General features: G+C 41.1%; 24 protein-coding genes. 10 read left to right on the forward strand and 14 right to left on the reverse strand.

Going from position 1 to position 26,464, the window contains the following annotated elements:
* Nucleotides 1-37: 37 nt before the first annotated feature.
* Complete coding sequence (locus MURRU_RS04805; protein ID WP_014032299.1) at nucleotides 38-1,078, reverse strand: TPM domain-containing protein; 1,041 nt, start codon at nucleotides 1,076-1,078, stop codon at nucleotides 38-40.
* Between the two features lie 119 nt (nucleotides 1,079-1,197).
* Here MURRU_RS04805 and MURRU_RS04810 point away from each other — a divergent pair, with 119 nt between their 5' ends.
* Together MURRU_RS04810 and MURRU_RS04815 are read left to right on the forward strand one after the other, a co-directional pair.
* Nucleotides 1,198-2,934 (forward strand): ABC transporter ATP-binding protein, encoded by a 1,737-nt coding sequence (locus MURRU_RS04810; RefSeq protein WP_014032300.1) that lies wholly within the window; start codon nucleotides 1,198-1,200, stop codon nucleotides 2,932-2,934.
* A gap of 133 nt (nucleotides 2,935-3,067) precedes the next feature.
* Complete coding sequence (locus MURRU_RS04815) at nucleotides 3,068-4,687, forward strand: pentapeptide repeat-containing protein (RefSeq protein WP_014032301.1); 1,620 nt, start codon at nucleotides 3,068-3,070, stop codon at nucleotides 4,685-4,687.
* A 21-nt stretch (nucleotides 4,688-4,708) separates the two neighbouring features.
* Here MURRU_RS04815 and MURRU_RS04820 read toward each other — a convergent pair whose 3' ends face one another.
* The 4 genes from MURRU_RS04820 to MURRU_RS04835 form a co-directional block, all read right to left on the reverse strand.
* Entirely contained in the window at nucleotides 4,709-5,041 is a 333-nt protein-coding gene (locus MURRU_RS04820; protein WP_014032302.1) for a 2Fe-2S iron-sulfur cluster-binding family protein, read from the reverse strand.
* A 56-nt stretch (nucleotides 5,042-5,097) separates the two neighbouring features.
* Complete coding sequence (locus MURRU_RS04825; protein WP_014032303.1) at nucleotides 5,098-6,156, reverse strand: NAD(P)/FAD-dependent oxidoreductase; 1,059 nt, start codon at nucleotides 6,154-6,156, stop codon at nucleotides 5,098-5,100.
* A gap of 63 nt (nucleotides 6,157-6,219) precedes the next feature.
* The gene (locus MURRU_RS04830) at nucleotides 6,220-6,456 is read right to left on the reverse strand and encodes a NifU family protein (RefSeq protein ID WP_041801799.1); all 237 of its coding nucleotides are present in this window, start codon (nucleotides 6,454-6,456) and stop codon (nucleotides 6,220-6,222) included.
* A gap of 11 nt (nucleotides 6,457-6,467) precedes the next feature.
* Nucleotides 6,468-7,607: an Mrp/NBP35 family ATP-binding protein gene (locus MURRU_RS04835; protein WP_014032305.1), complete on the reverse strand. Its 1,140-nt coding sequence runs from the start codon at nucleotides 7,605-7,607 to the stop codon at nucleotides 6,468-6,470.
* A 226-nt stretch (nucleotides 7,608-7,833) separates the two neighbouring features.
* On the opposite strand from MURRU_RS04835, the gene MURRU_RS04840 reads away from it, so the two are divergent.
* Nucleotides 7,834-9,501: an amidase gene (locus MURRU_RS04840; protein ID WP_014032306.1), complete on the forward strand. Its 1,668-nt coding sequence runs from the start codon at nucleotides 7,834-7,836 to the stop codon at nucleotides 9,499-9,501.
* On the opposite strand, the gene MURRU_RS04845 is transcribed toward MURRU_RS04840, so the two are convergent.
* From MURRU_RS04845 to trmB, 3 genes are read right to left on the reverse strand one after another with little or no spacing between them, the layout of a single operon-like run.
* Nucleotides 9,498-9,821, reverse strand: a complete 324-nt coding sequence (locus MURRU_RS04845) for an MGMT family protein (protein ID WP_014032307.1) — start codon at nucleotides 9,819-9,821, stop codon at nucleotides 9,498-9,500. The two genes, MURRU_RS04840 and MURRU_RS04845, sit on opposite strands and share 4 nt — an antisense overlap.
* Before the next feature lies 1 nt (nucleotide 9,822).
* Nucleotides 9,823-10,458 (reverse strand): LysE family transporter, encoded by a 636-nt coding sequence (locus MURRU_RS04850; protein ID WP_014032308.1) that lies wholly within the window; start codon nucleotides 10,456-10,458, stop codon nucleotides 9,823-9,825.
* 3 nt (nucleotides 10,459-10,461) lie between these two features.
* Nucleotides 10,462-11,130, reverse strand: a complete 669-nt coding sequence (gene trmB, locus MURRU_RS04855) for a tRNA (guanosine(46)-N7)-methyltransferase TrmB (RefSeq protein ID WP_014032309.1) — start codon at nucleotides 11,128-11,130, stop codon at nucleotides 10,462-10,464.
* Between the two features lie 86 nt (nucleotides 11,131-11,216).
* Here trmB and MURRU_RS04860 point away from each other — a divergent pair, with 86 nt between their 5' ends.
* A complete protein-coding gene (locus MURRU_RS04860; RefSeq protein WP_014032310.1) occupies nucleotides 11,217-12,329 on the forward strand; it encodes a glycosyltransferase in 1,113 nt (370 codons plus the stop codon).
* Here MURRU_RS04860 and MURRU_RS04865 read toward each other — a convergent pair.
* Both MURRU_RS04865 and MURRU_RS04870 read right to left on the reverse strand, forming a co-directional pair.
* Nucleotides 12,254-13,309, reverse strand: a complete 1,056-nt coding sequence (locus MURRU_RS04865; protein ID WP_014032311.1) for a sensor histidine kinase — start codon at nucleotides 13,307-13,309, stop codon at nucleotides 12,254-12,256. The genes MURRU_RS04860 and MURRU_RS04865 overlap by 76 nt on opposite strands.
* Nucleotides 13,309-13,995, reverse strand: a complete 687-nt coding sequence (locus tag MURRU_RS04870) for a response regulator transcription factor (RefSeq protein ID WP_014032312.1) — start codon at nucleotides 13,993-13,995, stop codon at nucleotides 13,309-13,311. Before MURRU_RS04870 ends, MURRU_RS04865 begins: the two co-directional genes overlap by 1 nt.
* A 212-nt stretch (nucleotides 13,996-14,207) precedes the next feature.
* Between MURRU_RS04870 and MURRU_RS04875 the strand changes: the two genes are divergently transcribed.
* The 5 genes from MURRU_RS04875 to MURRU_RS04895 all read left to right on the forward strand — a co-directional run bounded on the left by MURRU_RS04875 (nucleotide 14,208) and on the right by MURRU_RS04895 (nucleotide 21,485).
* Nucleotides 14,208-16,577 carry a hypothetical protein gene (locus MURRU_RS04875; protein WP_014032313.1) on the forward strand — a complete coding sequence of 790 codons (2,370 nt, stop codon included), beginning with the start codon at nucleotides 14,208-14,210 and terminating at the stop codon, nucleotides 16,575-16,577.
* 97 nt (nucleotides 16,578-16,674) lie between these two features.
* Nucleotides 16,675-19,500: a TonB-dependent receptor gene (locus MURRU_RS04880; protein WP_014032314.1), complete on the forward strand. Its 2,826-nt coding sequence runs from the start codon at nucleotides 16,675-16,677 to the stop codon at nucleotides 19,498-19,500.
* 153 nt (nucleotides 19,501-19,653) lie between these two features.
* Complete coding sequence (locus tag MURRU_RS04885) at nucleotides 19,654-19,965, forward strand: T9SS type A sorting domain-containing protein (protein WP_014032315.1); 312 nt, start codon at nucleotides 19,654-19,656, stop codon at nucleotides 19,963-19,965.
* 146 nt (nucleotides 19,966-20,111) lie between these two features.
* A complete protein-coding gene (locus MURRU_RS04890) occupies nucleotides 20,112-20,435 on the forward strand; it encodes a T9SS type A sorting domain-containing protein (RefSeq protein ID WP_014032317.1) in 324 nt (107 codons plus the stop codon).
* Nucleotides 20,436-20,498: 63 nt separating this feature from the next.
* A complete protein-coding gene (locus MURRU_RS04895; protein ID WP_014032318.1) occupies nucleotides 20,499-21,485 on the forward strand; it encodes a LuxE/PaaK family acyltransferase in 987 nt (328 codons plus the stop codon).
* 1 nt (nucleotide 21,486) lies between these two features.
* On the opposite strand, the gene tyrS is transcribed toward MURRU_RS04895, so the two are convergent.
* Nucleotides 21,487-22,782: a tyrosine--tRNA ligase gene (gene tyrS / locus MURRU_RS04900; RefSeq protein WP_014032319.1), complete on the reverse strand. Its 1,296-nt coding sequence runs from the start codon at nucleotides 22,780-22,782 to the stop codon at nucleotides 21,487-21,489.
* A gap of 85 nt (nucleotides 22,783-22,867) precedes the next feature.
* Between tyrS and MURRU_RS04905 the strand changes: the two genes are divergently transcribed.
* Nucleotides 22,868-23,872: an NAD-dependent epimerase/dehydratase family protein gene (locus MURRU_RS04905; RefSeq protein WP_014032320.1), complete on the forward strand. Its 1,005-nt coding sequence runs from the start codon at nucleotides 22,868-22,870 to the stop codon at nucleotides 23,870-23,872.
* On the opposite strand, the gene MURRU_RS04910 is transcribed toward MURRU_RS04905, so the two are convergent.
* The 3 genes from MURRU_RS04910 to MURRU_RS04920 are packed head-to-tail and all read right to left on the reverse strand — an operon-like array spanning nucleotide 23,856 to nucleotide 26,368.
* Nucleotides 23,856-24,269, reverse strand: coding sequence for a DUF4296 domain-containing protein (locus MURRU_RS04910; protein WP_245545061.1), 414 nt, complete (start codon nucleotides 24,267-24,269; stop codon nucleotides 23,856-23,858). The two genes, MURRU_RS04905 and MURRU_RS04910, sit on opposite strands and share 17 nt — an antisense overlap.
* 33 nt (nucleotides 24,270-24,302) lie before the next feature.
* Nucleotides 24,303-25,637 carry a dihydroorotase gene (locus MURRU_RS04915; RefSeq protein ID WP_014032322.1) on the reverse strand — a complete coding sequence of 445 codons (1,335 nt, stop codon included), beginning with the start codon at nucleotides 25,635-25,637 and terminating at the stop codon, nucleotides 24,303-24,305.
* A 2-nt stretch (nucleotides 25,638-25,639) separates the two neighbouring features.
* A complete protein-coding gene (locus MURRU_RS04920) occupies nucleotides 25,640-26,368 on the reverse strand; it encodes a polyprenol monophosphomannose synthase (RefSeq protein ID WP_014032323.1) in 729 nt (242 codons plus the stop codon).
* Between the last annotated feature and the right edge of the window lie 96 nt (nucleotides 26,369-26,464).

Consider the following 26,464-nt stretch of genomic DNA (forward strand, 5'->3'; position numbering starts at 1 on the left):
TAGTTAGTTTTGTGAAAATACATTAAATACAAAACAATTACCAACTTCCGCTGGCTCCGCCACCACCAGAACTTCCACCACCGCCCGAAAAACTACTGGACGAACTACCTCCACTATAACTTGAACCGAAGGAATGGCTCCCAGAGGACGAAAAGGTTTTGCTCATATAATCTTTATCGGATTTAAAAAATGATAGTTTAAAATCCTCGTTGCCTTTTTTTTTGATTTTTATTATGACCAATATGATGGTTAGACAAACAAAAGCTGCAAAAATAAAGAGCACCCAAGTAAAATCTTTGGCCAATCCGCTAAACAAGTCATCAAAGCCAAGCAATAGTGCCATAAAAAATAGTGGCATCCCTATAAAAACCAACCCAAAAATTAGGGGGAGCACCATAAAAGCGGCCATTAATACACCTTTAACTACCGCTAACTTTCCTATAAACATCCCACGTATGATCTCGATAAGAGTGGAATAACCCTTATAGAGAACAAATCCTCCTGCTGCAACAAACATCAATAAAAACAAGCCTATTACCACCAACATCCACCATGGCATTTCAGCTTCAGCCTCTATTTCCGCTTTGAATTCTTCCAAGGCTTCGGGGTTGTTCAAAAACTCAATAATCTGGTCAGTAGCCAGATTAATCCCGTCAAAATAATTTTCCTCCTTAAACCTTGGAATCATGGTATTTCTGATAATTCGGGAAGCCACAGCGTCCGTAATGTAGGGCTCCAGTCCGTAACCCACTTCAATTCGGACTTCCCTGTCCAGTTTTGAGAAAAGGATTAAAATTCCATTGTCTTTACCCTCTTGACCCAACTTGTTTTGGTTGAAGACTTCAAGGGCATACTGTTCAATGGTTTCATTTCCCAGTTCATCAATGGTCAAAATCACCAATTGATTAGTGGTCTCCGATTCAAATTGATAAAGTTTGGTTCGAAGTGCTTCAAGTTGTGGTTGAGTAAATATTTTGGCATTGTCCGTGACGATTTCAGTCAAATTAGGATGCCCCTTTTGAGCAAAACACAAGGAGAAAATCAAAAATAAAAGACCGAACAATTTTGCTTTTAACATAATCCTTTCAAAATTTGAGCATTTAAATATAGCATTTGTAATCTTGCTAAGTACAGAAGCACTTCAATTAAGGGTCCTCTTAATTTGCCGTAACTTGCAACTTCTTTTGAAAAATTGTTATGCCAGAAAAAAAAGTTAGCATCCTAACCGCTTTTAAAACCATTATTTGGCCAAAACGTAAACTCGTTTTTTTGGGTCTAATTTTGATTGCCATTAGCAAAGCTGCCAGTTTTGTTGCTCCCATTGCCTCAAAACACCTTATCGATGATGTTATCGTGAACAAAGACTTGGATATGCTCAAATATTTGGTCGCTGGAGTAATGTTGGCCATTCTTGTACAGGCGGTCACTTCCTTCTTATTGACCAAGATTTTAAGCGTACAGGCCCAATATTTAATTTCTGAGCTTAGGGCACAGGTACAGAAAAAAGTGCTTGCCCTTCCCGTGCGTTTTTTCGACAACGCCAAGTCGGGAGCTTTGGTATCCCGTATTATGTCCGATGTCGAGGGTGTCCGAAATTTAATCGGTACAGGTTTGGTGCAATTGGTGGGAGGTATCATCACAGCCGTAGTTTCCTTGACTTTGCTTATGGATATCAGCGTTTTTATGACACTTTTCACCTTTATTCCACTGACCATATTTGCCATAATTGCCTTAAAGGCGTTCAAGATAATTCGTCCTATTTTCAGAAATCGAGGTAAAATAAATGCCGAGGTGAAAGGTAGATTGACAGAAACTTTGGGAGGCATACGTGTCATTAAGGGGTTTAATGCGGAAAAGCAGGAAGAAGAGGTTTTTGAAGTTGGTGTGGAGCGTTTGTATGAAAATGTGAAAAAGAGTTTGACCACCACCGCTTTTATGACCAGTTCGTCCACCTTTTTGTTGGGTGTCGCAACCACCAGCGTAATGGGTTTTGGGGGTTATAAAATAATTCAAGGCACCCTAACGGTAGGTGAATTTGTGGAGTTTACGGTGTTGTTGGGCCTAATGATTGCCCCGATTGTGCAAATGAGCAGCGTGGGCAGTCAATTAACAGAAGCATTGGCCGGCTTGGACCGTACCGAGGAATTGATGAATTTGGAGGAAGAATCGGATGAGGAAAACCGTAACATCATTTTGAATGATGTAATCGGTAAAATGTCCTTTTCCGACGTCTGTTTTTCGTATGAAGAGGACAAGCAAGTACTGCACAACATCAGTTTTGATGTGGAACCTGGGCAAGTTATTGCCTTAGTCGGTAGCTCTGGCTCGGGAAAATCGACCATTGCAGGTTTGGCTGCCAGTTTCCTCAATCCTGATTCTGGAACCATTACCATTGACGGACACGACCTTTCTAAAGTGAATTTGAACAGTTTCCGTCAACATTTGGGGGTTGTGCTGCAAGATGATTTTTTGTTTGAAGGCACCATCCGTGAAAACATACTTTTTCCACGACCTGATGCTAGCGAAGAAAAATTGCTCGAAGCCGTAAAAGCAGCCTATGTGGATGAGTTTACCGACCGTTTTGAAAAAGGTTTGGACACCTTGATCGGGGAGCGCGGTGTTAAACTTTCAGGAGGACAACGCCAGCGCATTGCCATTGCAAGAGCTATTTTGGCGGACCCAAAAATTCTGGTTTTGGATGAGGCAACCTCCAGCTTGGACACCGAATCCGAAGCACTTATTCAAAAAAGTTTAGGAGAGCTTACCAAGGGCAGAACTACCTTTGTGATTGCACACCGATTGAGCACCATTCGTAAAGCTGACCAAATTTTAGTGATTGAAAACGGACATATTCTGGAACAGGGAACCCACGAAACATTGATTGCTTCCGAAGGAAGATATTTCAACTTGTTTACCTATCAGGCTAGAATTTAAGGTTTTCCAATCGTAGTTCAATTTTTGGATATATTGCCTAATAATATATAATGTGAAAAAGCTAACTTATTAAAGACCTATACTTCGTAAGAATTTTTACTATATTCCAATAAGTTAATTTCAAGATATAGAAATGCCCAAACATTTAGGTAGAAATCGTAACAAGTATATTGCCAATAAACGGGCTAAAGCAATAAAAAGAAAAAAGTGGCACGAAAAAGTCAATTTACCCGCATGGATTAGTGCTCTTGCCACATTTATTACCGCTATATTCATCTTTTTACAACTGGAGATTTCTGAATATCAAAGTAATATTTTTGATGCACAAACAGAAATTCTAGAAAAACAGACTTTATTAATAAATAGACAGAATAAACTTTTTGAGGAACAAAACATAAAAATTGATTCCCAAAATGTTCTTTTTGGTAGGCAGAATGATTTAGTCAATATCCAAAATTCAAGAACTGATGCTCAAAATCTTCTTATCGGCTCGCAAAATGAACTTTTAGATTTTCAAAACAGTCGCATAAGCCAGCAAACCAATTTACAGGAGGCGGAAAGAAGAAGTGCTATTGTATACTTATTTAGCAATGTACTTGATAAAATAGATGAAGAGTTAAAACAACGACAATTAGCAGGAGAAAATAGAACTTTGTCCACTGAATTAATAGCAAGGATTGCTTCTTTAACCCAAGCTTTAAAACCATACAAATATCTAAATAATGATACTATAATATCTCGGGCAGTAAGTCCTGAAAAAGGGCAACTTTTGTCAGCATTGATAAACTTTAACCTTGAATCAGTTACCTATGATTCTATTTTCAGTAAATCAAATTTTAGGAGTCTAGAATTGGAAAATGCATTTTTAAAAGGCGCAAATTTTCGAAACCTAGACCTTTCTAATTCAATATTTTACAATTGTAATCTTAGCAACAGCCATTTCAAAAACACTAAGCTAATCAATGTAATGTTAAATAGATCAGATATAAGCAATGCAACTTTTGAGAATTGTGATTTAAGACTTTCAGAAATTAAAGGGGTAAACGCTTTTAAAAGTTGGTTTCTTAGCTGTGATTACTTTAAAACTGATTTTTCGTATTCAAATCTAACCGAAGCTAACTTTGATAGTGACCATAATTTCACTTTGGAATTTGGGACTTTTATTGATAACACCGATTTAAATTTAAACAATAGTGCCAACCTAGAAAGAATAAAGACTTTTACAGCATTTAAACTATCTGAAAGCCTATCTGGAGTTTACAAAGAACCAAGAACGAGTACGATGCTATATCACACAATTTCAGTTAAACTTGAAGTAGAGGCAGAGTCCTCCAATAAAAAAATATTAGTTCAGCCTTATCAATCAGATAAAGTTTACATGAATGAAGTCATTTTCGATAATGTAAATTTAACCGATGCTGAGCTACAAAATTATACTATAAAAAATTCAAGTTTTGACAGCACACTTATAACTAACATAAAGTTTAAGAATATAACATTAAGTAATACTTATTTTGAAAATGCAAAATTAGATTCTGGAACATATAAAAAATATTTTCAAGAAGAGTACCAGTTTAAAAAAGAAGAGTTGACCACAAGACTTAAATTACTCACTACAAAGTACGATACAATTAAAGCCGAATTTAATGATACTTTTCAGATAGACATGGGAAGAGGTTGGAAGCAAGAAGGTCAATCCAAAAGTATTACAAGACCCTACACGCTCTATCTAAGAAGAATCAAAAAGAATTGAACTTCTTTTAAAGGTATTTACCTAACCCTCCTCCGGCGCCAGCTCCACCTCAAGTCCATCCAAATCCTTGGTAATATGGATTTGGCAACCCAAACGACTGTTGTCCTTTACAAAAAAAGCTTCGGCCAACATGGCTTCTTCATCATCCGACTTTTCGGGTAGTTGATGATCGGATTTTACGTAGCATTGGCAAGATGCACACATGGCCATACCACCACAAATCCCAATGGTTCCCTCAGGGGCAAGTTCGTAAGAACGTACTATTTCCATCAGGTTCATATTCATATCGGTCGGGGCGTCTACCTCATGTAGTTCGCCATCTCGGTCTATAATCTTTAACTTGATATCACTCATAATCTTTCTAGGGACACTCCTCCCTAAAGTCCCCGTGGGACATTTTCACTTAATAATTAATCTATTGCCTTGACAACTGCCTTTGGCGCTTCCTTTTTACTTCCGTCAAATCCTGTAACGCCGCCAACGGTGGTATATTTCATTACGTATTTCTTATCTGGGTATATCTTTTGATAGGCACTTTGGCACATCAAAGTAGCTTCGTGGAAACCGCACAGGATCAGTTTTAATTTACCTGGATAGGTGTTCACATCACCAATGGCATAAATACCAGGAATGTTGGTCTGGTAATCCAACGAATTATTCACTTTTATGGCATTTTTTTCTATCTCCAATCCCCATTTGGCAATAGGACCCAATTTGGGCGACAGTCCGAACAATGGGATAAAATTGTCCACGACAACATCGGTTTCTTTAGAAGTTGTGGTGTTCTTCACGGTTACTTTCTCCAATTGATCTTTACCTTTTAGGGCCACCACTTCTGCCGGGGTCATCAAATTGATTTTTCCCTCGTTTTTGAGTTGTTGTACCTTCTCAACGGAATCCAAAGCACCTCTAAATTCATTTCTGCGGTGAACCAAGGTTACTTCTTTGGCAACATCAGCTAAAAAAATGGACCAGTCCAAAGCGGAATCGCCTCCACCGGCAATCAAAACCTTTTTACCTCGGTATATTTCGGGCTCTTTGATCATGTAGGCCACTCCGTTGTCTTCATATTTCTCCAAGTTTTCCAACAAGGGTTTTCTTGGCTCAAAACTACCAAGTCCACCAGCTATGGCTACAATGGGTGCATGATGTTTGGTTCCTTTGTTCGTTGTTACTATAAAGGAGCCATCTTCCAACTTTTCAATGGTCTCAGCGCGTTCCCCCAAGGTAAAACCCGGTTGGAACGGTTTTATTTGCTCCATGAGGTTATCCACCAAATCACCCGCCAATACTTCGGGGAATCCAGGAATATCGTAAATGGGTTTTTTGGGGTATATTTCTGCGCATTGACCGCCTGCTTGCGGCAATGCATCTATTAAATGACATTTGAGTTGTAAAAGGCCTGCTTCAAAAACAGCAAAGAGACCCGTAGGTCCCGCTCCAATTATCAGAATATCTGTTTTGATCATATATTAGGGGTTTTGGCATGCAACTTACTGCTTGCCTAAAAAAAGATTTATGATAATAATCAGTTAGCTGATATTGATTACCTCTTCAATTTGGGGTGCGTACTTTTTGATGGTCATCTCCACGCCACTCTTCAGTGTCATTTGGTTCACGGTACAACCAATACAGTTGCCTTCCAAACGCACTTTTACGGTATTGTCTTCAATGGAAATCAAAGTAATATCTCCCCCATCGCTCTGTAAAAACGGGCGTATCTCTTCTAACGCCTTTTCTACATTACTCCTTGTTTCTTCTGATGTCATTGTTGTCATGGTCATTTCTTTTTAACAGCGGAACAACCTGCCATTGTTGTAATTTTTATTGCTTCGGTCGGAGGAAGGTCTGTATTCCTTCTCACCAACTCCTGAACCACATTTTTCGTAAGCTCTTCAAAAGCTTCTTCTGTTGGAGTAGCTGTCTGCAAGGCGGCTGGCCTTCCAATATCACCTGCTTCCCTGATGCTCTGTACCAATGGAATTTGTCCTAAAAATGGAACTTCAAGATCTTCCGATAGATTTTTTGCACCGTTCTCACCAAAAATATAATACTTGTTATCGGGTAGCTCCGCAGGTGTAAAATACGCCATATTCTCCACGATTCCCAAAACAGGGACATTAATCGCCTCCTGTTGGAACATGGCGACTCCTTTTCTGGCGTCGGCCAAAGCGATTTCTTGCGGCGTGCTTACCACTACGGCACCTGTTACGGGCAAGGATTGCATAATGCTTAAATGAATATCTCCTGTTCCTGGTGGCAAGTCCAGCAAAAGGAAGTCCAATTCTCCCCAATGCGCATCAAAAATCATTTGATTCAATGCCTTTGCCGCCATGGGACCCCTCCAAATTACTGCCTGATTGGGCTGGGTGAAAAATCCGATGGAAAGCAACTTTACCCCATAGTTTTCGATGGGCTTCATTTTGGCTTTTCCATTCATGTTGATGGACAATGGTTTTTCGTTGGCCACATCGAACATAATGGGCATGGACGGCCCATAGATATCCGTATCCAACAGGCCAACTTTAAAGCCCATTTTGGCCAAAGTAACTGCGATATTAGCGGTTACTGTAGATTTTCCAACGCCTCCTTTTCCAGATGCCACGGCTATAATATTTTGTATTCCCGGAATCGGGTTTCCCTTGATTTGGTTCACCTTGGGCTTTGAGGGAGCATCAACCTTTAGGTTGACCTTTATTTTAGCTTTCTCGTATACCTCTCTGTGAATACACTTCAATATTTCAACCTCGGTCTTCTTTTTTGCCTGAAGACTAGGGTTTTTGATGGTAACATCCACTTCTACCTCATCACCGAATACCTGAACATTGGTCACCGAACCGCTCTCCACCAAATTTTGGCCTTCACCGGGTGCGGATATTTTTTCCAACGCCTTAAGAATATCTGTTTTTTTCAACTTCATGAATCCAATTTTTTTTAAACCAACTGTTTGAACTGGTTCTAAACTACAAAGATACGGTGTTGGCGTTAGATTAAGAAGTTGTACTGCTGAATTTCAAAAAAATCATTCGGCTAAATTGTAGGGATTGGAATAAATTGTCCTAGAAACTATAAAAGCCACCCATAATTGCTGTCATTTTTTTGAAAAAATGTAGTTTAGATGCTTCCATTTGAAATTATCAACCAACATGCTACCAAAAAACAGAATCCCCCACATTGTTCTATTGTTTATCTCATTGACTTGGTTTTCTTGTTCCACCAACAAAAACACCTTTACCAAAAGAGATGTAAAGAAGTCGGAAAAATTGATCGGGCTTCATTTTGAAACTAAATATCGTGATACCCTATACCCTTATTTGAAAAGAAACCGAAGTGGGTTTGATTCGTTAAGAAAATACCCCTTGGCCAATGATATTTTTCCTGCTATCCGTTTTGACCCCACTCCTTTTGGCTTTACCATGCCAGAGCAACAAAATGGAACCGAGTGGAACATACCGGATAATGTAGAAATCCCCGAGCCATACAATTTATTAGCCTTTTACACCATTCCGCAATTGGCGTCATTGATCAAAAACCAAAAAATAACGGCTACGGAGCTGACAAAATTTTTCTTGAATCGACTGAAAAAATATCAGCCTGCCCTTCAATGCAGTATTACCATAACAGATAGCCTAGCCCTGGAACAGGCCAAGCGAGCCGATGAAGAAATCAAAGAGGGGAAGTATCGCGGGATTTTGCATGGCATCCCTTATGGCACTAAAGACCTGATGTCGGTTCCTGGATATCCCACCACTTGGGGCGCTACTCCGTACAAAGACCAAATAATAGATGAAACAGCAACGGTTGTGAAAAAACTTGAGGATGCCGGGGCCATTTTAGTGACCAAACTGGTATCGGGGGCCTTGGCCCGTGGCGATGTTTGGTTCGATGGTAAAACCAAAAATCCCTGGGATACCGCCCAAGGTGCCAGTGGTTCTTCGGCTGGATCGGGTTCTGCGACATCGGCAGGACTTGTTCCTTTTGCTTTGGGAACGGAAACTTTGGGCTCCATCACTTCTCCAAGTACCCGAAATGGGGTTACGGGGCTCCGTCCAACATACGGTAGAGTAAGTCGACATGGAGTAATGAGCTTGAGCTGGTCCATGGACAAAGTGGGTCCATTGGGAAGAAATGCAGAGGACTGTGCCATTGTTTTTGAAGCCATTCAAGGAAAAGATAAAAATGACCTGACCACCGTTGACCTTCCTTTTGGAGTGAATTGGGAAAAAAACATCAAAAATCTTAGAGTAGCCTATCTAAAAAAAGATATTGAAAAGGACACCACCGAATCTGGAGACAATCTGAGGAATGCGCTCAAATCCCTCAAGGAATTGGACATAGAACCCACTGCAGTAGAAATGCCAGAGGATGTGCCTTATCGTGGATTTGATATTATTCTGAGAGCGGAAGCAGGTGCTTTTTTTGACGAACTTGTGCGTTCGGGCGGAGTGGACGTTATGGTGGAGCAAGACCAGCGTTCCCGTGCCAATTCCCTCAGACAAAGTAGATTTATTCCTGCTGTGGAATACATTCAGGCGAACCGACAACGACAAGTGCTCATCCAAAAAATGCAGGATTTGATGAAGGATTACGATGTATTGATTTCACCCACATTTGGAAATGACCAACTTTTGGCAACCAATCTTACCGGGCATCCTGTAATTGCTGTTCCAACGGGTCTGGATGGCGAAAACCACCCTACGAGCATGACTTTTGTGGGCAATTTGTATGATGAAGCGAGTATTTTATTACTGGCAAAAGCATTTCAGGATGCCACATCGTTTGACGAATTGCACCCACCGGGATATATGGATTAAAGCTCCGAGGCTGGATCCCAAAAGTATTTTTGAAAATCTACGATTTGATTTTCTTTTACCGGTATTCCTTCGTTTTCGAGGAGCTGTTGCATAATATTGGAACCCTCAAAATGATATTTTCCGGTCAGTACGCCCACACGGTTAACCACTCGGTGTGCCGGAACGTCTTTTGCCAAGGAATTGTTCATGGCCCAACCCACCATCCTAGCGCTTCGGGCTGCCCCTAAATATTTCGCAATAGCTCCGTAAGAGGTTACCCTGCCGTAGGGAATCTGTTTGGCCACTTCGTAAACTTTGTCAAAGAAGTTTTTTTCTTCCATGTTAGCGGTACATTATGCGAATCAAGGTAATCACGAGCAGCAAAAGCATCAAAGCGCTTAAAATGTAATTGGAGTTCTTGGAAAAACGGTTGGTCTTGGTCTCCATCTTATCAAAATAAAAGGTGTAGAGGTACAGAACAGAAAAAGTACCAGCCCCTGCGGCGACCACAAAAGTGGTAATGTCCTTGGCTTCAAACTTTATCCAACCCGCTTCGTTCCACATGGCGTTTAAACCGCTGTAATACGGAATGGTCAACAAATTAAGGGCAGCCAACAAAACCCCCTTAAAAAAACTGTTCTTTTTGCTCAGATTGACCTCTTTAATGGCTTGTGCCTTTGCTTTGTTGCGCTTTGCGATCACAAAAAAGTAAACAGCAAAAAATGCGAATACGGCCACAGCGATCTTGAACAACACATCGATTACCTCTGGATTTTTATATAAAAATTTTGAGATATAAACGGCAATATAGGCCTGCACCATAATAGTGCTGGAAACACCCAAGCTAAAAATAACACCGTTCAACTTTCCTTTTTCCACACTAACCTTGGCCGCATTCATGTTTAGCAATCCCGGTGGCACAGTGGCCATAAAGGCTGCTGAGAATGTAGCAAAGAAGAGTATGAGTACGTGGGTCATTGGTTAGTTGATCCTAAATTGAATATAGGTAATTGGTTTTCCGTTTTCAAGATACTGATTTTCGTAGAAAGTTTGGATTTCGAGAACTTCAGGAGGGGCTCCTTCGTTTTTATATACATCGTGATTGGCATATATAATTTCGTGTCCCAAACCTTGCAAAAGCCCTAGGGTGTATCCGTGCATATATTCGCTATCGGTCTTCAGGTTGATTATTCCTCCTGGTTTCAGGATTTTTTTATATCGCTCCAAAAATACGGGGTTTGTCATTCGGTGCTTGGTGCGTTTGTACTTTATTTGTGGGTCCGGAAATGTAATCCAAATCTCGCTAACTTCCCCTTCGCCAAAAAGGTGGTCCACCAACTCAATCTGGGTTCGCAAAAACGCTACATTATTCAATTCTTGCTCCAAAGCGGTCTTGGCACCGCGCCAAAATCGGGCTCCTTTTATGTCTATGCCAATGTGGTTTCTGTCCGCGTTCATTTGGGCGAGACCTACGGTATATTCACCCTTGCCGCAACCCAGTTCCAACACAATTGGATTGTAGTTGCCAAAAAAGGATGCCCAATTGCCCTTATACTTGAATCCGGCCAAAACATCTTCCCTTGCAGGCTGCACCACATTGGCAAATGTTTCGTTCTCCTTAAACCTTTTCAGTTTGTTCTTACTTCCCACTTTGGTATTGAATTGAGCAAAAAAATTAATGATTTGGCAAAACTAAGGAAATCTAAAAGCAATTTACATTTTGTTTTTTTGCTGTTATGAATTCTTCCAAACGTATTCTGGTCGCCCCGTTGAATTGGGGGCTGGGACATGCCACTAGATGCATACCAATTATTCGGGAATTGTTGGATCATGGACATCAACCGTTTATTGCTTCAGATGGGATTGCTTTATCCTTGCTCAAAAAGGAATTTCCAGATTTGCCTGCTTTTGAATTGCCTTCGTATAAAATTTCCTATGCTGAGAAGAGGAAGAATTTCAAAATTAAAATGATATGGGATTCGCCCAAGGTACTCAAAGCCATTAGCAAGGAAAAGAAAGCCGTGAAACTTTTGGTTAAAGAACACGGTTTGGAAGGTATTATTTCGGACAACCGATTGGGTGCTTACTACAAAAAGATACCCTGCGTGTTCATCACCCATCAGCTAAATGTGCTTTCTGGAAATACAACTTGGATGAGCTCCAAAGCGCATCAAAAAATCATTAAAAAGTTTGATGCTTGCTGGGTTCCCGATGCGAAGAAAAAACCCAACTTAACAGGAAAGTTGGGGCATCTAAAAAAATCCAAGCTGAACATTGCCTATCTGGGTCCCCTGAGCCGATTTGAGAAAAAGGAACTCCTCATTACCAACGATTTGATGGTTCTACTCTCCGGTCCTGAACCGCAACGAACCATGCTGGAAGAAAAACTAATGGATGAATTACAGGAGTTCGAGGGTAACATTCTTTTTGTTAAGGGCAAAATTGAGGATGAGCAGGTCCAGGAAGAAATTAAGACGTCAAAAGGGAAAATCCTGCATTACAATTTTATGAAGTCAGATGAACTGGAAAATGCTCTGAACCAAAGTTCAAAAGTGCTCTGCAGATCGGGATACACGACGGTCATGGATTTGGCCAAACTGGAGAAGAAGGCCTTTTTTATCCCCACACCGGGTCAATACGAACAGGAATATTTGGCCAAAAGAATGCTGAAACAAGGACTTGTTCCATTTAGTGCCCAAGAGGACTTTAAATTAGATGATCTATCCAGAATAGATGATTTTGAAGGTCTGACCCAATTGGAATCTGATGTGGACTATTCTTCCTTGTTCAAAGTTTTTTCCAGAGTGAAGGAAAATTCAGAACCTACATCCACTTCACTCTCCACATAGATTTTTTCACCATGTGCCTCTACAATGTGCTTAACAATGGAAAGTCCAAGGCCTGACCCTCCTTCAGCCCGGCTTCCACTTTGGTCGACGCGGTAAAAACGTTCAAAAAGTCGTGGGATATGTTGTTTGGGGATACCTCCGCCATTATCGGTTACTCGAACGATTACTTTGTTTTTGATGAGGTTTTCCACACTCACTTCGGTTGTTCCCTTTGGCAAGCCATATTTTATGGAATTGACCAGAAGATTACTAATTACTTGCTGTATTTTTTCCTTATCCCCGTTTACAAAAATGGGTTCGGTATACTCCATATCAAAAGTGAGGGAGATTTCCTTTTTGGCAGCTTTCATCTCCAAAAGGTCAAAAGTGTTTTCAATAAGTTCAATAATATCAAAATCCTCTCGTTCCAACTTTAACTCACCTGCTTCGAGTTTGGTGATCAAATCGAGGTCCTTTACAATATAAATTAAGCGTTCTACACCTTTATTGGCACGTTGAAGGTATTTTTTTCGAAGTTTCTTGTCCTTCATTGCACCATCCAAAAGCGTTAAAATATAACCTTGGACGGTAAAAAGTGGTGTTTTTAATTCGTGGGACACGTTGCCCAAAAAATCCTTTCGGTACTCCTCACGAATTTTAAGGGTGTCTATTTCTATTTTTTTTCCTTCGGCGAACCTTTCAATCTCCTGAACCAAAGTTCTCATATCTGTAGTTACGGGTTTGGAAGAGAAGGATGAGGATTCCAGAAGGGACACATCATCGTAAATTCTTTTAATACGTCTGTATATAAAACGCTCCACCCGTATTTGGATAATGGCAAAACAAATTGCAAAACAAATTAGTGCAAAAAGAATGGTATGTGGCCAGTTCATGTAATCCGCATCCAAATGAAACCCTACGAATACCGCAGTGATCAAAACGGTAATAACCAAAGAAGATCTTAACGCAAATTTGTATGATTTCTTTAGCTTAATGGCCATTAGAGCACAAACTTATACCCCACGCCCTTAACGGTTTTAAAGTGGTGGTCACCGATTTTCTCGCGTAATTTTCTAATGTGGACATCAATGGTTCGACCGCCAACAACAACTTCGTTGCCCCATACTTTGTCCAGAATAACTTCTCGTTTAAAAACCTTGTTGGGTTTGGACGTTAGAAGCGATAAGAGTTCAAATTCTTTTCTGGGAAGGACCATTTCTTCACCATCATTAACAATTTTGTACTCCTCCCTGTTAATGACGATATCACCAACCTTGACGATATCCTCTATTTCTTTTTTATCCTCCTTCAATCTTCTCAGCAATGCTTTTACCTTGCTCACCAAAACCTTTGGTTTTATGGGCTTGGTAATGTAATCATCAGCTCCTGCATCAAAACCGGCCACTTGGGAATAGTCTTCGCCACGAGCGGTTAAAAAAGTAATTATGGTATGGTCCAGTCCAGGAGTGTTTCGGATAACCTCACATGCTTCGATACCATCCATTTCGGGCATCATCACATCCATAATTATGAGGTGCGGACTCTTTTTCTTGGCCTTGGCCACGCCTTCTATGCCATTCTTGGCAGTATAGACTTCGTAACCTTCAGATGAGAGGTTGTAGCTTATAATTTCCAGAATATCAGGTTCATCGTCAACCAGTAGAATCTTAATGTCCTTGTTTTTCATGGGATGGTATTTCTATGTTAATCGCCCAAATGTAAAGATAATACACTTACGGGATAAACGCTTAACGTTCATTTAATCTAGTAACGTTATTGTAACACTAATAACAAAAACACTTAACACACAACTAACACGGCTTTTACAACCCCCGCCTTTCTTTGCATCGTTCAACATAAGGATTACATCCTACTTATTAAATGACAAAACAACGAATTATGAAAAAATTTATTTCCCCTTTATTAGCTATTGCCATGCTTTTTATAGGAGCGTGTAGTGGCGATGATAACGGTGCTATTCCAGAACCGGAACCAGAGCCAGAACCATCCAGTGAGGAGATAACCAAAACAGGTGTTCTTACTGAAGATGAGACTTGGACCGCTGAGAATATATACATATTGGACGGCAAAGTAGTGGTGGGTGAAGGTGTAACCTTGACCATTGAGCCAGGTACCATTATTAAAGGTGCCGAAGGACAGGAAACACTCGCCTCTGCACTTGTAGTGGACCAAGGCGGTACATTAATGGCCGAAGGTACTCCTACAAGCCCAATCATTTTCACCTCGGTGCTCGATGGCATTGAGTCGGGAGAGACCACTGGAACACTTACCACTGCCGACACAGGTCTTTGGGGAGGTGTAATTGTTTTGGGTAAAGCTCCTATCTCTGTAAACGGGGATATTGAGACTGCCCAAATCGAAGGTCTTCCTGCCGATGAGGATTATGGTGAGTACGGGGGAACAGACCCAGCGGACAATTCTGGATCTCTGAAATACATCTCCATCCGTCACGGCGGTGTGGCTATAGCAACTGACAACGAGATCAACGGTTTGACTCTTGGTGGTGTTGGTTCCGGCACAACGGTTGACCACATCGAGATCGTTGCCAACCAAGATGATGGAATCGAGTGGTTCGGTGGAACCGTGAATGTAACAAACGCATTGGTATGGTCCCAAGGGGACGATGGTTTCGATGCCGACCAAGCTTGGACAGGTTCTTTGACCAATGGTGTAGTTGTTATGTCCACTGAGTCAGGATCTGCCCTTGAGCTTGATGGACCTGAGGGAAGTGCTGCAACAGAAGGAGGTTACACCTTAGAAGACATTACACTAATAGGTGCAGGGACCTCAAGCAAGTATGCAGACCTTAGGGACGGGCTTATCGCCAACCTTAACAACGTTTTTGCTTATGGATTTGGAGCCGATGCCACCGTGAACATCAATGGTGCAGATTCCGCGACAGAGCTCACCAACGATAGGATTACCTTCTCTAACTGGGAAATCGTATTGCCCGAAGGAGTTGTAATGGCAGATATTTTTGCCGGTGATTTTACCCCTGGCGACGAAAGCAAGTTCTTGGATAACGCAACAGCAGTAGGATCAGGAAGCGTAGGTGCCAATATCGACGTGTTTTCTTGGACATTTGCTGCTTCCGAAAGCGCCATTCCTGCAGAACCTCTAGGAACTACTATTACAAAAACTGGTTTCCTTACGGTTGATGAAACCTGGACTGCCGAGAACATTTATGTTTTGGATGGAAAAGTAATCGTTGGTGATGGTGTAACCTTGACCATTGAGCCAGGTACCATTATTAAAGGTGCCGAAGGACAGGAAACACTTGCCTCGGCCCTAGTAGTGGACCAAGGCGGTACATTAATGGCCGAAGGTACTGCCGAAAGCCCTATTATTTTTACCTCTGTACTCGATGGCATTGAGCAAGGACAGACCACTGGAACACTTACCGCTGCCGATACAGGCCTTTGGGGAGGTGTGATAGTGCTGGGTAAAGCTCCTGTCTCTGTAAACGGGGATATCGAGACTGCCCAGATTGAAGGTCTTCCTGCGGATGAGGACTACGGACAGTACGGGGGAACAGACCCAGCGGACAATTCTGGATCTCTGAAATACATCTCCATCCGTCACGGTGGTGTGGCCATAGCAACAGACAACGAGATCAATGGTTTGACTCTCGGTGGTGTTGGTTCCGGTACAACAGTTGACCACATCGAGATTGTTGCCAATCAGGATGATGGTATCGAATGGTTCGGTGGATCTGTGAATGTAACCAATGCTTTGGTATGGTCCCAAGGAGATGACGGTTTTGATGCCGACCAAGCTTGGACCGGTTCTTTGACCAATGGTGTGGTAATCATGTCTGCGGAATCAGGTACGGGTCTTGAACTTGATGGGCCTGAGGGAAGTGCTGCAACAGAAGGAGGTTACACCTTGGAGAACATCACCCTTATAGGTGCAGGTACTTCCAGCAAGTACGCAGACCTCAGGGACGGGCTTATCGCCAACCTTAACAACGTTTTTGCTTATGGATTTGGAGCCGATGCCACCGTGAACATCAATGGTGCAGATTCCGCAACAGAGCTTACCAACGACAGGATCACCTTCTCCAACTGGGAGATCATATTGCCCGAAGGAATTGTAATGGCCGATATTTTTGCAGGTGACTTTACTCTTGGCGACGAAAGCAAATTCTTAAATAATGTAACATCAATAGCAGCTCCCGAAGATGCTTCAGTCGGTGCAGACACAACTGTATTTGCATGGACTTTTGCTTCTAGTGAGAGCGCCTTCTAAGTCTCAAAATAATTTATTAAAAAAAGGAAATGTCCAAAGGCTTTTATAGTCTTTGGACATTTTGTCGAATAATTGAACACTATTTAAATCATACAAAATGCATAAAAAAATCCTCTCAGTAATCGCGATTTCGCTGGCTTTGGTTCAGTTTGCATTCGCACAAGTAGGTACCATTAGAGGAGAGTTGACAGATGGTGAGTTTAATGATGTATTACCTTTTGCAAATATTTTAGTAAAGGGCACTACAGTTGGTACTACCTCCGATTTTGAGGGGGCCTATTCCCTAGAAGTGGAACCAGGTACGTACACCGTGGTATTTTCATATATTGGGTATACCCCACAAGAAATTACCGATGTGGTTGTGGAGGCCAGCAAGATTACAGAACTCAACGTACTGCTCCAGCCTGCCTCAGCCCAATTGGACGAAGTAGTTGTTACAACAACCGTAAGGAAAAACACCGAAGCTTCCGTATTGAACCTTCAAAAGAATTCCGTAACCCTTATGGACGGATTGTCGTTAGAAGGTATCAAAACAATGGGAGCAAGCAATATAGCTTCCGCCGTAAAAAGGGTGCCTGGAGTTTCCGTGCAAGACGGGAAATATGTTTATGTTCGGGGATTGGGCGATCGTTATACCAAATCCATCTTGAACGGTATGGACATACCTGGACTTGACCCGGACAAGAACACTGTGCAAATGGATATTTTTCCGACCAATATTTTGGAAAATGTGATTGTTTTGAAATCAGCATCAGCTGAATTACCAGCTGATTTTACGGGAGGTGTAGTCAATATCATCACAAAAGATTTCCCAACACAAAAGCAGATGTCAATTTCCGCTTCGGTCGGTTATAACCCAAGTATGCATTTCCAAGATAATTACTTAAGTTATGAAGGTGGCGCAACTGACTTTTTGGGGTTTGATGACGGCACAAGAGAACTTCCATTTCCTTCAAGTTCAGTTATTCCAAGCCCATCGGATTCCGATAGAAATAGTATTTTGGATGACTACACCAGAGCTTTTGAACCCAACATGGCCGCTCAGGAACAAACATCCAAACCCGATTTTAGTCTAGGTTTTAGCTATGGGAACCAATTTAATGTAGGCGACAATACTTTAGGTTTTATTGCTTCTTTGGATTATAAAAACACAACAAGGTTTTATGAAGGTTTTGAAAACGGGATATATCAAAAAGCCCCAGAAAGTGATATTTACGAACTTCGCTTTGACAGGAGGCAACGAGGCGATTTAGGAACCAACAATGTATTGGGTTCTGCTTTGGCGGGACTTTCCTATAAAACAGGGAGGTCAAAATACCGTTTAAACCTACTACATATCCAAAATGGGGAATCCAGAGCGGCATTGTACAACCAAAGAACCGAAATTTCCAACGCCCTTGATGTGGTAAAGGACAATTTGGAATATTCCGAACGTTCTGTGAGCAATTTGTTGCTATCTGGAAAACATACCTCTGAAAATGCTTCTTTTACTTCGGAATGGAGCTTGTCACCAACTTTCACAAGCGTTCAGGATAAAGATGTGAGGCTAACCACTTTCATAGTCAACCCCGATGGCTTCACCATTAGTTCAGACGCAGGCTTTCCAACCCGACTATGGAGGGATTTGAAAGAGATAAACGCTGTTGGCAAAATAGACTTTACTAAAAGCTATAGCCTGTTCGACAATAAGGCTCTATTTAAATTTGGAGGGCTCTACAGCTACAAACAGAGAGAATACGGTATCTATAATTACGATATAGCCTTCTATAATTTTAGCACGGCCAGTCTTGATGGAGATCCAGATGCAATTTTACTAGAAGAAAACATTTGGACCCGCGAAAACAATTCTGGCTCTTATGCGAGAGGTAGCTTTCAGCCTGCAAATAGTTTTGATTCAAACCAGAATACTGCCGCTTTTTACCTTTCCAATGAATTCAAGTTTGCCAATAAATTAAGAGCCATCATTGGAATCAGAGCCGAAAACTTCACCACCTTTTTTACTGGACAAAACAATACTGGAACCGAAGTTTACGACGAAGAAAAAACCATAAGCGAACTGGACTTTTTCCCTTCGGTCAACTTTATTTATGAGGTAAAGGACAATGTGAACATGAGGCTTTCCTATTCCAAAACCACGGCAAGGCCAAGTTTTAAGGAACTATCCGTAGTGCAGATTGCAGATTTGTTGACGGGTGTTCTTTTTCTTGGAAACTTGGACCTACAACCTACATATATCGACAATTTTGACTTTAGATTTGAAATTTTTGGCGATAGTGCACAAATGTTTGCTATCAGTAGTTTTTACAAGAAATTTAAAGACCCGATAGAAATCGTTGCCTACGATATAACAGCGCCCAACCAATTTACTCCTCGAAATTCCCCATCGGCAGATGTGTTGGGACTGGAGTTTGAAGCTCGTAAGAATTTTGGTTTTATCTCCGAAGGATTACAGGATTTGAGCCTTAACTTGAACGTATCCATAATCGATTCTAAGATAGAGATGGCAAAAGGTGAAAATCAAGAATATGATTCCAGACAAACATTCGCAAGGGATGGTGAAACCATCGACGAAACAAGACAGTTACAAGGGCAATCCCCTTTTCTGGTAAATGCTGGACTAAACTATAACAACAGAAATATCGGTCTTGAGACAGGTGTTTTCTACAATGTTCAGGGAAAAACTTTGGAAGTAGTTGGTTTTGGGCAAAATCCAGATGTATTCACACAACCTTTCAATAGTTTGAACTTTAATTTTTCAAAAACTTTAGGACAAGAACAAAATAGTAAAATAACCCTTAAAGTGAACAATATACTCAATGACACCAGGGAAAGCTTATACGATTCGTTTGGTGCAGCCAAGCAAAACTTTTCATATAGAGAGATTGGGACAGCTTTTTCGTTAGGGTATAGCCTTAACTTTTAAGGTTCTAAAACAATTCTATTTAAAGAGCCCCCGACCTATCGGGGGCTTCTTTTTTGCATTTCATCGAAAAGTAACCCCCTATTCGTCAAACGGTTCCAGTTTGACATTGCAATTTTTATATATTTGTGGCATACCCTTTGCAACCATTAACGTATGAAGCACTTTTACCTCGTCATTCTCTTTTTTGTCTGTGCACTTGGATTTTCTCAGGAAAGCACCAAGTCAAGTGCGGATATTGACGGGTTTAAGCTCTATCCCAATCCTGTTACCCAAGGCAAGGTCTATATAGAAACTACAGATAATTCTCCCAAGAAAATCCTTGTTTTTGATGTTTTGGGAACAAAAGTGCTTGAAACCACCATTTTAGGAAGGGAACTCAACCTTTCCGAGTTGGACAAAGGCGTGTACATTCTTAGGGTTTTTGAGCAAAACAAAGTAGCTACTAGAAAGCTCATTGTGAAGTAGTTCAGTCCATTTTATCACTTTACAGCACCTCTTAACCACAGTTTTCAACGCTTTACAACCAGTTTTAGTGCTTTCACAACATAAAATGGTCAGCATTAGCCTGTTTACCTACTTTTAAACTGCGCATATACCCCAAATCAGCATACATGAAGAAAATCTACTTTGTTTTACTTATGGCTTTACCTTTATTTTCTTACGGTCAAGACCTGGTTACAGTTAACAATGAGCCCGTACAAGAGCTCAAGGGTTTTAAAATGTACCCTAACCCTGCTTATGGGAGTGAAGTTTACATTACAACGGAAACCAACGGAACCAAGGATGTTAAGGTTTACGATGTTTTCGGCGAAGTTGTTCTCACCAAAAGAATCAGCACCAACACTTTGGACATATCCAGATTGGTACCAGGTGTTTATGTGCTCCAAGTAACGGAACGTAAAAAAACAATGACCCGAAAACTGGTCGTTAAATAATTCAACATTTTTAAAACCCTTTTCACAAAGGGCTTTTTTATTTTTGGGTACTTTTACCCATGAATGAAGCAGTTTGATACCCATCGGATTTTTAACATCGGCAATACGGACGAGTTTAATGCTCTGGCTTTGGATGTTTTTAGGTTTCAGTATGAAAACAACGAGGTTTACAGTGCTTTTTGTGACTACTTGAAAAAGTCGCCTCAAAATGTTTCCCACTATCTGCAAATTCCTTTTTTACCCATTTCATTCTTTAAAACTCACAAAGTACTTTCCTCATCAAAAACACCTGAAACTATATTTACAAGTAGCGGTACCACCCAAAGCACTACCAGCAAACACTTTGTTCCTGACATAACGATTTACGAAGAAAGCTTCCTCCAGGCATTCAAGCAATTCTACGGTAAACCCGAAGATTTTTGCATTCTGGCACTTTTACCTTCTTATTTGGAAAGAGAGGGTTCTTCTTTGATTTATATGGTCAACAATCTCATTGAGAAATCGGAACATCCCAGTAGTGGATTTTATCTTCATAATTTGGAAGAACTCCATCAAAAACTACAAGAATTGGAGAAAAATGAGGTCAAAACCCTGTTGATCGGTGTTTCGTTCGCTCTCTTAGATTTGGCTGAACAATTTCCTACAGCATTAAAAAATACCATTGTTATGGAAACTGGGGGCATGAAAGGCCGTCGTAAGGAACTTATTCGCGAAGAACTACATCAAATCTTGAAGGAAGGATTGGGCGTCAATAAAATTCATTCAGAATATGGGATGACAGAACTTTTGTCCCAAGCCTATTCCAAAGGAAATGGCCTTTTCCAAACACCAACTTGGATGAAAATAATCACCCGCGACACCGAAGACCCTTTAACTATTCAGCCTAACGGGAAAACGGGAGGTATCAATGTTATTGATTTGGCCAACATCTATTCCTGTTCCTTTATCGCTACACAAGATTTGGGCAAAACCCATCCCAATGGAGCTTTTGAAGTTCTGGGGCGTTTTGATAATTCAGATATTAGAGGCTGTAATTTGATGGTATTGTAAACTACTCCACAACAAGAACAAAATAGTTCTTCTTGCCCCTTTGGAGGAGCACAAATTTATTATTGATCAGGTCTGATGCCGTTATCATATAATCCTCCTTTACCTTTTCCTTGTTCACGGCAATGGAATTTTGCTTCAATTCCCTTCTGGCTTCGCCGTTAGAACCCAAAAAGTTAGTCTTGGCCGCCAATGCGCCAATCATATCCAAACCAGGTTCTAGTTCATTTTTACTAACCGTTGCTTGGGGAACGCCCTCAAAAACATCCAAAAATGTTTTTTCGTTCAATTGCTTCAAATCATTGGAAGTAGATTTTCCAAATAAAATGTTGCTCGCCTTTATGGCATTGTCCAAATCTTCTTGGGAATGTACCATAATGGTAACTTCTTCGGCCAATTTCTTTTGAAGCGCTCTCATGTGGGGTGCTTCCTTATGTTCTGCCACTAAATCCTCAATCTCCTTTTGAGTCAAAAAGGTGAAAATTTTGATATACTTCTCGGCATCTTCATCGGATGTGTTCAACCAATACTGGTAAAATTTATAGGGAGAAGTCCTTTCCGCATCCAACCAAACATTGCCACCTTCGGTTTTCCCGAATTTGGTTCCATCAGCCTTGGTAATCAACGGGCAGGTAAGGGCAAACCCCTTTCCGCCTCCTATTCGTCTAATTAGTTCCGTACCCGTGGTAATATTCCCCCATTGGTCGCTACCTCCCATTTGTAACGTACAATCGTGGTTTTGGTAGAGATACAGAAAATCATATCCCTGAACCAACTGATAGGTAAACTCGGTAAAGGACATCCCTTCCATGGCATCGGAAGAAAGACGTTTTTTTACGGAATCCTTCGCCATCATGTAATTTACGGTAATGTGCTTTCCAACATCGCGGATAAACTCGAGGAAGGAAAAATTCTTCATCCAATCGTAATTGTTCACCAAAACCGCCGCATTGGGCTCACCACTTTCAAAATCCAAAAAACGGCTCAATTGTGCTTTTAGGGCATCTTGGTTGTGGCGTAGGGTTTCCTCATCCAATAAATTTCGTTCAGCCGATTTGCCCGATGGATCACCGATCATCCCCGTTGCGCCTCCGACCAAAGCATAGGGCTTGTGTCCGGCCAACTGAAAATGTTTAAGCATCATAACACCTACCAAATGGCCAATATGAAGTGAATCGGCCGTAGGATCTATTCCCACATAAGCGGTACGCATTTCTTCCATAAGGTGTTCTTCGGCTCCTGGCATTACATCGTGCACCATTTCCCTCCATTGCAGTTCTTGAACAAAATTCTTCGTCATGATCGGTTTTTTGGAATAGCTGCAAATATAAAATGAAGTTGGCATTTCCCTCAATTTTTACGGCACAAATAGGTACTTTTACCTTATGATTTTGGTTACAGGAGGTACTGGACTGATCGGTTCCCATTTACTTTTCCATTTAATTGCCAATGGGAACAAGGTCAGGAGCAATTTTAGAACACAAGAGTCCTTAGATAAAGTCCATAAAGTTTTTGGGTACTATGCGGATGATCCATCCCATTTAATTGAACAAATTGATTGGGTACAGGCCGATATTACCGATGTGGGTGGACTGGATTCCCTTTTTGATGGTGTCGAATACGTTTACCATTGTGCCGCATTGATTTCCTTTGACCCAAAAGATTTTAAAATTCTGGAACGCACCAACGTGGAAGGCACGGCCAATGTAGTGAACCTTTCCTTAAAACACGGTGTTAAAAAACTTTGTTATGTGAGTACCATTGCGGCTATTGGTCCGAGCATAAAAGAAAAAGAAGTAACCGAGGAAAATGAATGGAGCGAAGCCAAAGCCTCTGTTTATGGAATCACCAAATATGAAGCTGAACTAGAGGTGTGGCGTGGTTCACAGGAAGGGCTTAGCATTGTAATCGTAAATCCAGGGGTAGTTATTGGACCCGGCTTTTGGAAATCGGGCAGTGGAAGCTTTTTTACCTATGCATCCAAGGAGAAGATGTATTTTATTCCCGGTGGAACCGGGTTTGTCACCATAACCGATGTGATCGACGCAATGACCAAATTAATGGATTCCAACGTCCACACTGAGCGTTTTATTTTGGTCAATCAAAATATGACCTACGAGAAGATGTTCCGGAAAATTGCACCTCAACTAGGTGTAGCTCCACCAACCAAAGAGGTATCCAAATTTATGCTCGAATGTTTTTGGCGATGGGATTGGGTACGCAGCAATGTGTTCGGTAAAAGAAGAAAACTCTCCAAGTCTGTGGCCAAAGGACTGTACCGTCAAAAAAAATATAGTAACGAGAAAATAAAATCCGAGCTGGGCTTTACATTTGAAGATATGGATAAAGCTTTAGCCTTTTGTTGCGACAAGTTTATTGAGCAGGAATAGGCTCCTTCACTTTCCCTTTTTCTTGAATTGCTTTCAAAGAATCGCTTCGTTTCAGGTTTGCTTTACGGACACTATCGTTTCTTCGTTCCCCAATGGCTTCCAATGTATCTTTTTGACGCTTTAATCGCGCTTCTACCTGTTTGTAAATAGTTTGATATTCCAAAGGAAGTGATGCATAATACAGGTCACTTTGGGAAAACTGGGTGCTATCTATACCATATTTTTTATAAAGAAATTCCATGATATCGATGCCCGATTCTTCAAACTTTTTTGCAGCTCCGGATTTAGCAGCATTCAAAATGGCCAAATCATGAAGAATCTCGGTCATTTTCTCTTTAGGAATAAGATTTTCCGGTTCCTCCACTACCTTTTCCGCACAGGAAAGTAACAAGATCATACCAAAAAATAATGTGACGATATATTTCATCCCTTAACGATTAAACGTAAGCCTCATTGCATTCTTTTCCGAACTGAATGTACCTTTTTCATAGGCCAATAAACCATTCACAAAGGTTCGTCTTACTTCCGAATCAAAAGTAACACCTTCAAAGGGAGACCACCCACATTTATAGAAAATATTGGCTTTTTTAACCTCATTTTTTGAATTCCGGTTCACTTGCACCAAATCCGCGTAATAGCCTTCACGAATAAATCCGCGACGGTCAATATCAAACAAAATGGCGGGGTTATGGCACATTTTTTCCACTATCTTTTCCAAACTTATTACACCTTCTTTTTCTTTTTGTAGCATGGCCAAGAGTGCGTGCTGCACTAAAGGTCCCCCAGAAGGTGCGCTGGTGTATGGCTTATCTTTTTCTTCAAGCGTATGCGGTGCATGGTCGGTGGCAACCACATCGATACGGTCGTCCAAAAGGGCTTTCCACAGTTTTTCCCTATCGTTTTTAGTCTTAACGGCAGGGTTCCATTTGATCAAAGTTCCTTTTTTAGCGTAATCCTCATCAGAAAACCATAGATGGTGGATACAAACCTCAGCGGTAATCTTTTTTTCCTCCAAAGGAATCGTATTGGTAAAAAGATCCGTTTCAATACCTGTTGATACATGAAACACGTGTAGCCTTGCCCCTGTTTTTTTGGCAAGAGCAATGGCTTTTGATGAAGATAGGTAACATGCTTCGGCACTTCGGATGATGGGGTGCATCTCTATCGGAATATTGTCCCCGTACATTTCTTTATACTTGGCCATATTGGCCCTGATTGTTCCCTCATCCTCACAATGGACTGAAATCACCATTTCGGTATTCCTGAAAATCTGTTCCAAGACTTTCTCATCGTCCACCAGCATATTTCCTGTGGAAGAACCTAAGAACAATTTAACCCCGGAGCAAGCATTTTTGTCCAATCGTTTCAATTCTTCCAAATTATCGTTGGTTCCCCCAAAAAGGAAAGAATAGTTTGCTGAAGAATCCTTTGCGGCCATGGCAAACTTATCTTCCAGCTTTTCAATGGTCGTGGTTTGTGGATTGGTATTGGGCTGCTCCATAAAAGTGGTGATACCACCAGCTATTGCCGCTCTACTTTCGGTCGCAATAGTCCCTTTGTGGGTAAGGCCCGGTTCCCTAAAGTGTACTTGGTCGTCAATAATGCCAGGTAGCAAAAGATCCCCTTCCAAATCAATGACCTTGGCATGGGCATCGGATATGTCGGTATCGATGCGGGCAATAAAGTCGCCTTCCAACAGCACATCGGACTCAAAAATGCTGTTCTCATTTACAATCTTGGCGTTCTTCAACAGTATTTTTGACATAACTAAAAGCTCTTTTTAAAAAATATACTTCTAAACTTCATGGCTATTACCCCAAAAATGGCCTCTCTTATAATCGCGGAGTTCATTTTTGATTTACCATTCACCCTATCGGTAAAAATAATCGAGACCTCTTCAATCTTAAATTTTTTGAGATAGGCCCTGTATTTCATTTCAATCTGAAAAGCATACCCAATAAAGCGTACATGGTCCAAATTGATGGTTTCCAACACTTTTCTTTTGTAGCAGACAAATCCAGCCGTAGGGTCGTGTACCTTCATTCCGGTAATGATCTTTACATAAAACGATGCTCCGTAAGAAAGTAAAATCCTGGCCAAAGGCCAGTTCACCACATTGACTCCTTTTTTATAACGTGATCCAACGGCCACATCTGCGCCATTAAGACAAGCTCGGTGCAAACGGGAAAGGTCGGCAGGTCGGTGCGAAAAATCGGCATCCATCTCAAAAATGTATTCATAGCCTTTTTTCAGCGCCCATTTAAATCCATGGATGTATGCCGTACCCAAGCCCGCTTTTTCCTTTCGGACCTCCAAAAAGAGGTTTTCAGGAAATTCTTTTTGTAGCTTTATCACGCAATCCGCGGTACCATCGGGAGAGTTATCATCTACCACCAGCACATGAAAATCCTTTTTTAGATCGAAAACCGTTTTAACAATGGCCTCGATGTTTTCAATTTCATTGAATGTGGGTATAATGACCAAGCCGTCTGCCATTCGCACAAGATTAGAATGTCAAAAATACGGTTTTCTAGCTTGCTTACACAAGTTACTATTAGCAAGCCGATTTGGCACTAACCCAATATTTGTAAC

Source organism: Allomuricauda ruestringensis DSM 13258 (assembly GCF_000224085.1).
Taxonomy (GTDB): domain Bacteria; phylum Bacteroidota; class Bacteroidia; order Flavobacteriales; family Flavobacteriaceae; genus Flagellimonas; species Flagellimonas ruestringensis.

Excerpts from the sequence above, each read along its gene's own strand:
- MURRU_RS04805 (WP_014032299.1), bottom strand. The coding sequence starts at position 1,078 with ATGTTAAAAGCAAAATTGTTCGGTCTTTTATTTTTGATTTTCTCCTTG.
- MURRU_RS04810 (WP_014032300.1), top strand. The coding sequence starts at position 1,198 with ATGCCAGAAAAAAAAGTTAGCATCCTAACCGCTTTTAAAACCATTATT.
- MURRU_RS04815 (WP_014032301.1), top strand. The coding sequence starts at position 3,068 with ATGCCCAAACATTTAGGTAGAAATCGTAACAAGTATATTGCCAATAAA.
- MURRU_RS04820 (WP_014032302.1), bottom strand. The coding sequence starts at position 5,041 with ATGAGTGATATCAAGTTAAAGATTATAGACCGAGATGGCGAACTACAT.
- MURRU_RS04825 (WP_014032303.1), bottom strand. The coding sequence starts at position 6,156 with ATGATCAAAACAGATATTCTGATAATTGGAGCGGGACCTACGGGTCTC.
- MURRU_RS04830 (WP_041801799.1), bottom strand. The coding sequence starts at position 6,456 with ATGACATCAGAAGAAACAAGGAGTAATGTAGAAAAGGCGTTAGAAGAG.
- MURRU_RS04835 (WP_014032305.1), bottom strand. The coding sequence starts at position 7,607 with ATGAAGTTGAAAAAAACAGATATTCTTAAGGCGTTGGAAAAAATATCC.
- MURRU_RS04840 (WP_014032306.1), top strand. The coding sequence starts at position 7,834 with ATGCTACCAAAAAACAGAATCCCCCACATTGTTCTATTGTTTATCTCA.
- MURRU_RS04845 (WP_014032307.1), bottom strand. The coding sequence starts at position 9,821 with ATGGAAGAAAAAAACTTCTTTGACAAAGTTTACGAAGTGGCCAAACAG.
- MURRU_RS04850 (WP_014032308.1), bottom strand. The coding sequence starts at position 10,458 with ATGACCCACGTACTCATACTCTTCTTTGCTACATTCTCAGCAGCCTTT.
- MURRU_RS04860 (WP_014032310.1), top strand. The coding sequence starts at position 11,217 with ATGAATTCTTCCAAACGTATTCTGGTCGCCCCGTTGAATTGGGGGCTG.
- MURRU_RS04865 (WP_014032311.1), bottom strand. The coding sequence starts at position 13,309 with ATGGCCATTAAGCTAAAGAAATCATACAAATTTGCGTTAAGATCTTCT.
- MURRU_RS04870 (WP_014032312.1), bottom strand. The coding sequence starts at position 13,995 with ATGAAAAACAAGGACATTAAGATTCTACTGGTTGACGATGAACCTGAT.
- MURRU_RS04875 (WP_014032313.1), top strand. The coding sequence starts at position 14,208 with ATGAAAAAATTTATTTCCCCTTTATTAGCTATTGCCATGCTTTTTATA.
- MURRU_RS04880 (WP_014032314.1), top strand. The coding sequence starts at position 16,675 with ATGCATAAAAAAATCCTCTCAGTAATCGCGATTTCGCTGGCTTTGGTT.
- MURRU_RS04885 (WP_014032315.1), top strand. The coding sequence starts at position 19,654 with ATGAAGCACTTTTACCTCGTCATTCTCTTTTTTGTCTGTGCACTTGGA.
- MURRU_RS04890 (WP_014032317.1), top strand. The coding sequence starts at position 20,112 with ATGAAGAAAATCTACTTTGTTTTACTTATGGCTTTACCTTTATTTTCT.
- MURRU_RS04895 (WP_014032318.1), top strand. The coding sequence starts at position 20,499 with ATGAAGCAGTTTGATACCCATCGGATTTTTAACATCGGCAATACGGAC.
- tyrS (WP_014032319.1), bottom strand. The coding sequence starts at position 22,782 with ATGACGAAGAATTTTGTTCAAGAACTGCAATGGAGGGAAATGGTGCAC.
- MURRU_RS04905 (WP_014032320.1), top strand. The coding sequence starts at position 22,868 with ATGATTTTGGTTACAGGAGGTACTGGACTGATCGGTTCCCATTTACTT.
- MURRU_RS04910 (WP_245545061.1), bottom strand. The coding sequence starts at position 24,269 with ATGATCTTGTTACTTTCCTGTGCGGAAAAGGTAGTGGAGGAACCGGAA.
- MURRU_RS04915 (WP_014032322.1), bottom strand. The coding sequence starts at position 25,637 with ATGTCAAAAATACTGTTGAAGAACGCCAAGATTGTAAATGAGAACAGC.
- MURRU_RS04920 (WP_014032323.1), bottom strand. The coding sequence starts at position 26,368 with ATGGCAGACGGCTTGGTCATTATACCCACATTCAATGAAATTGAAAAC.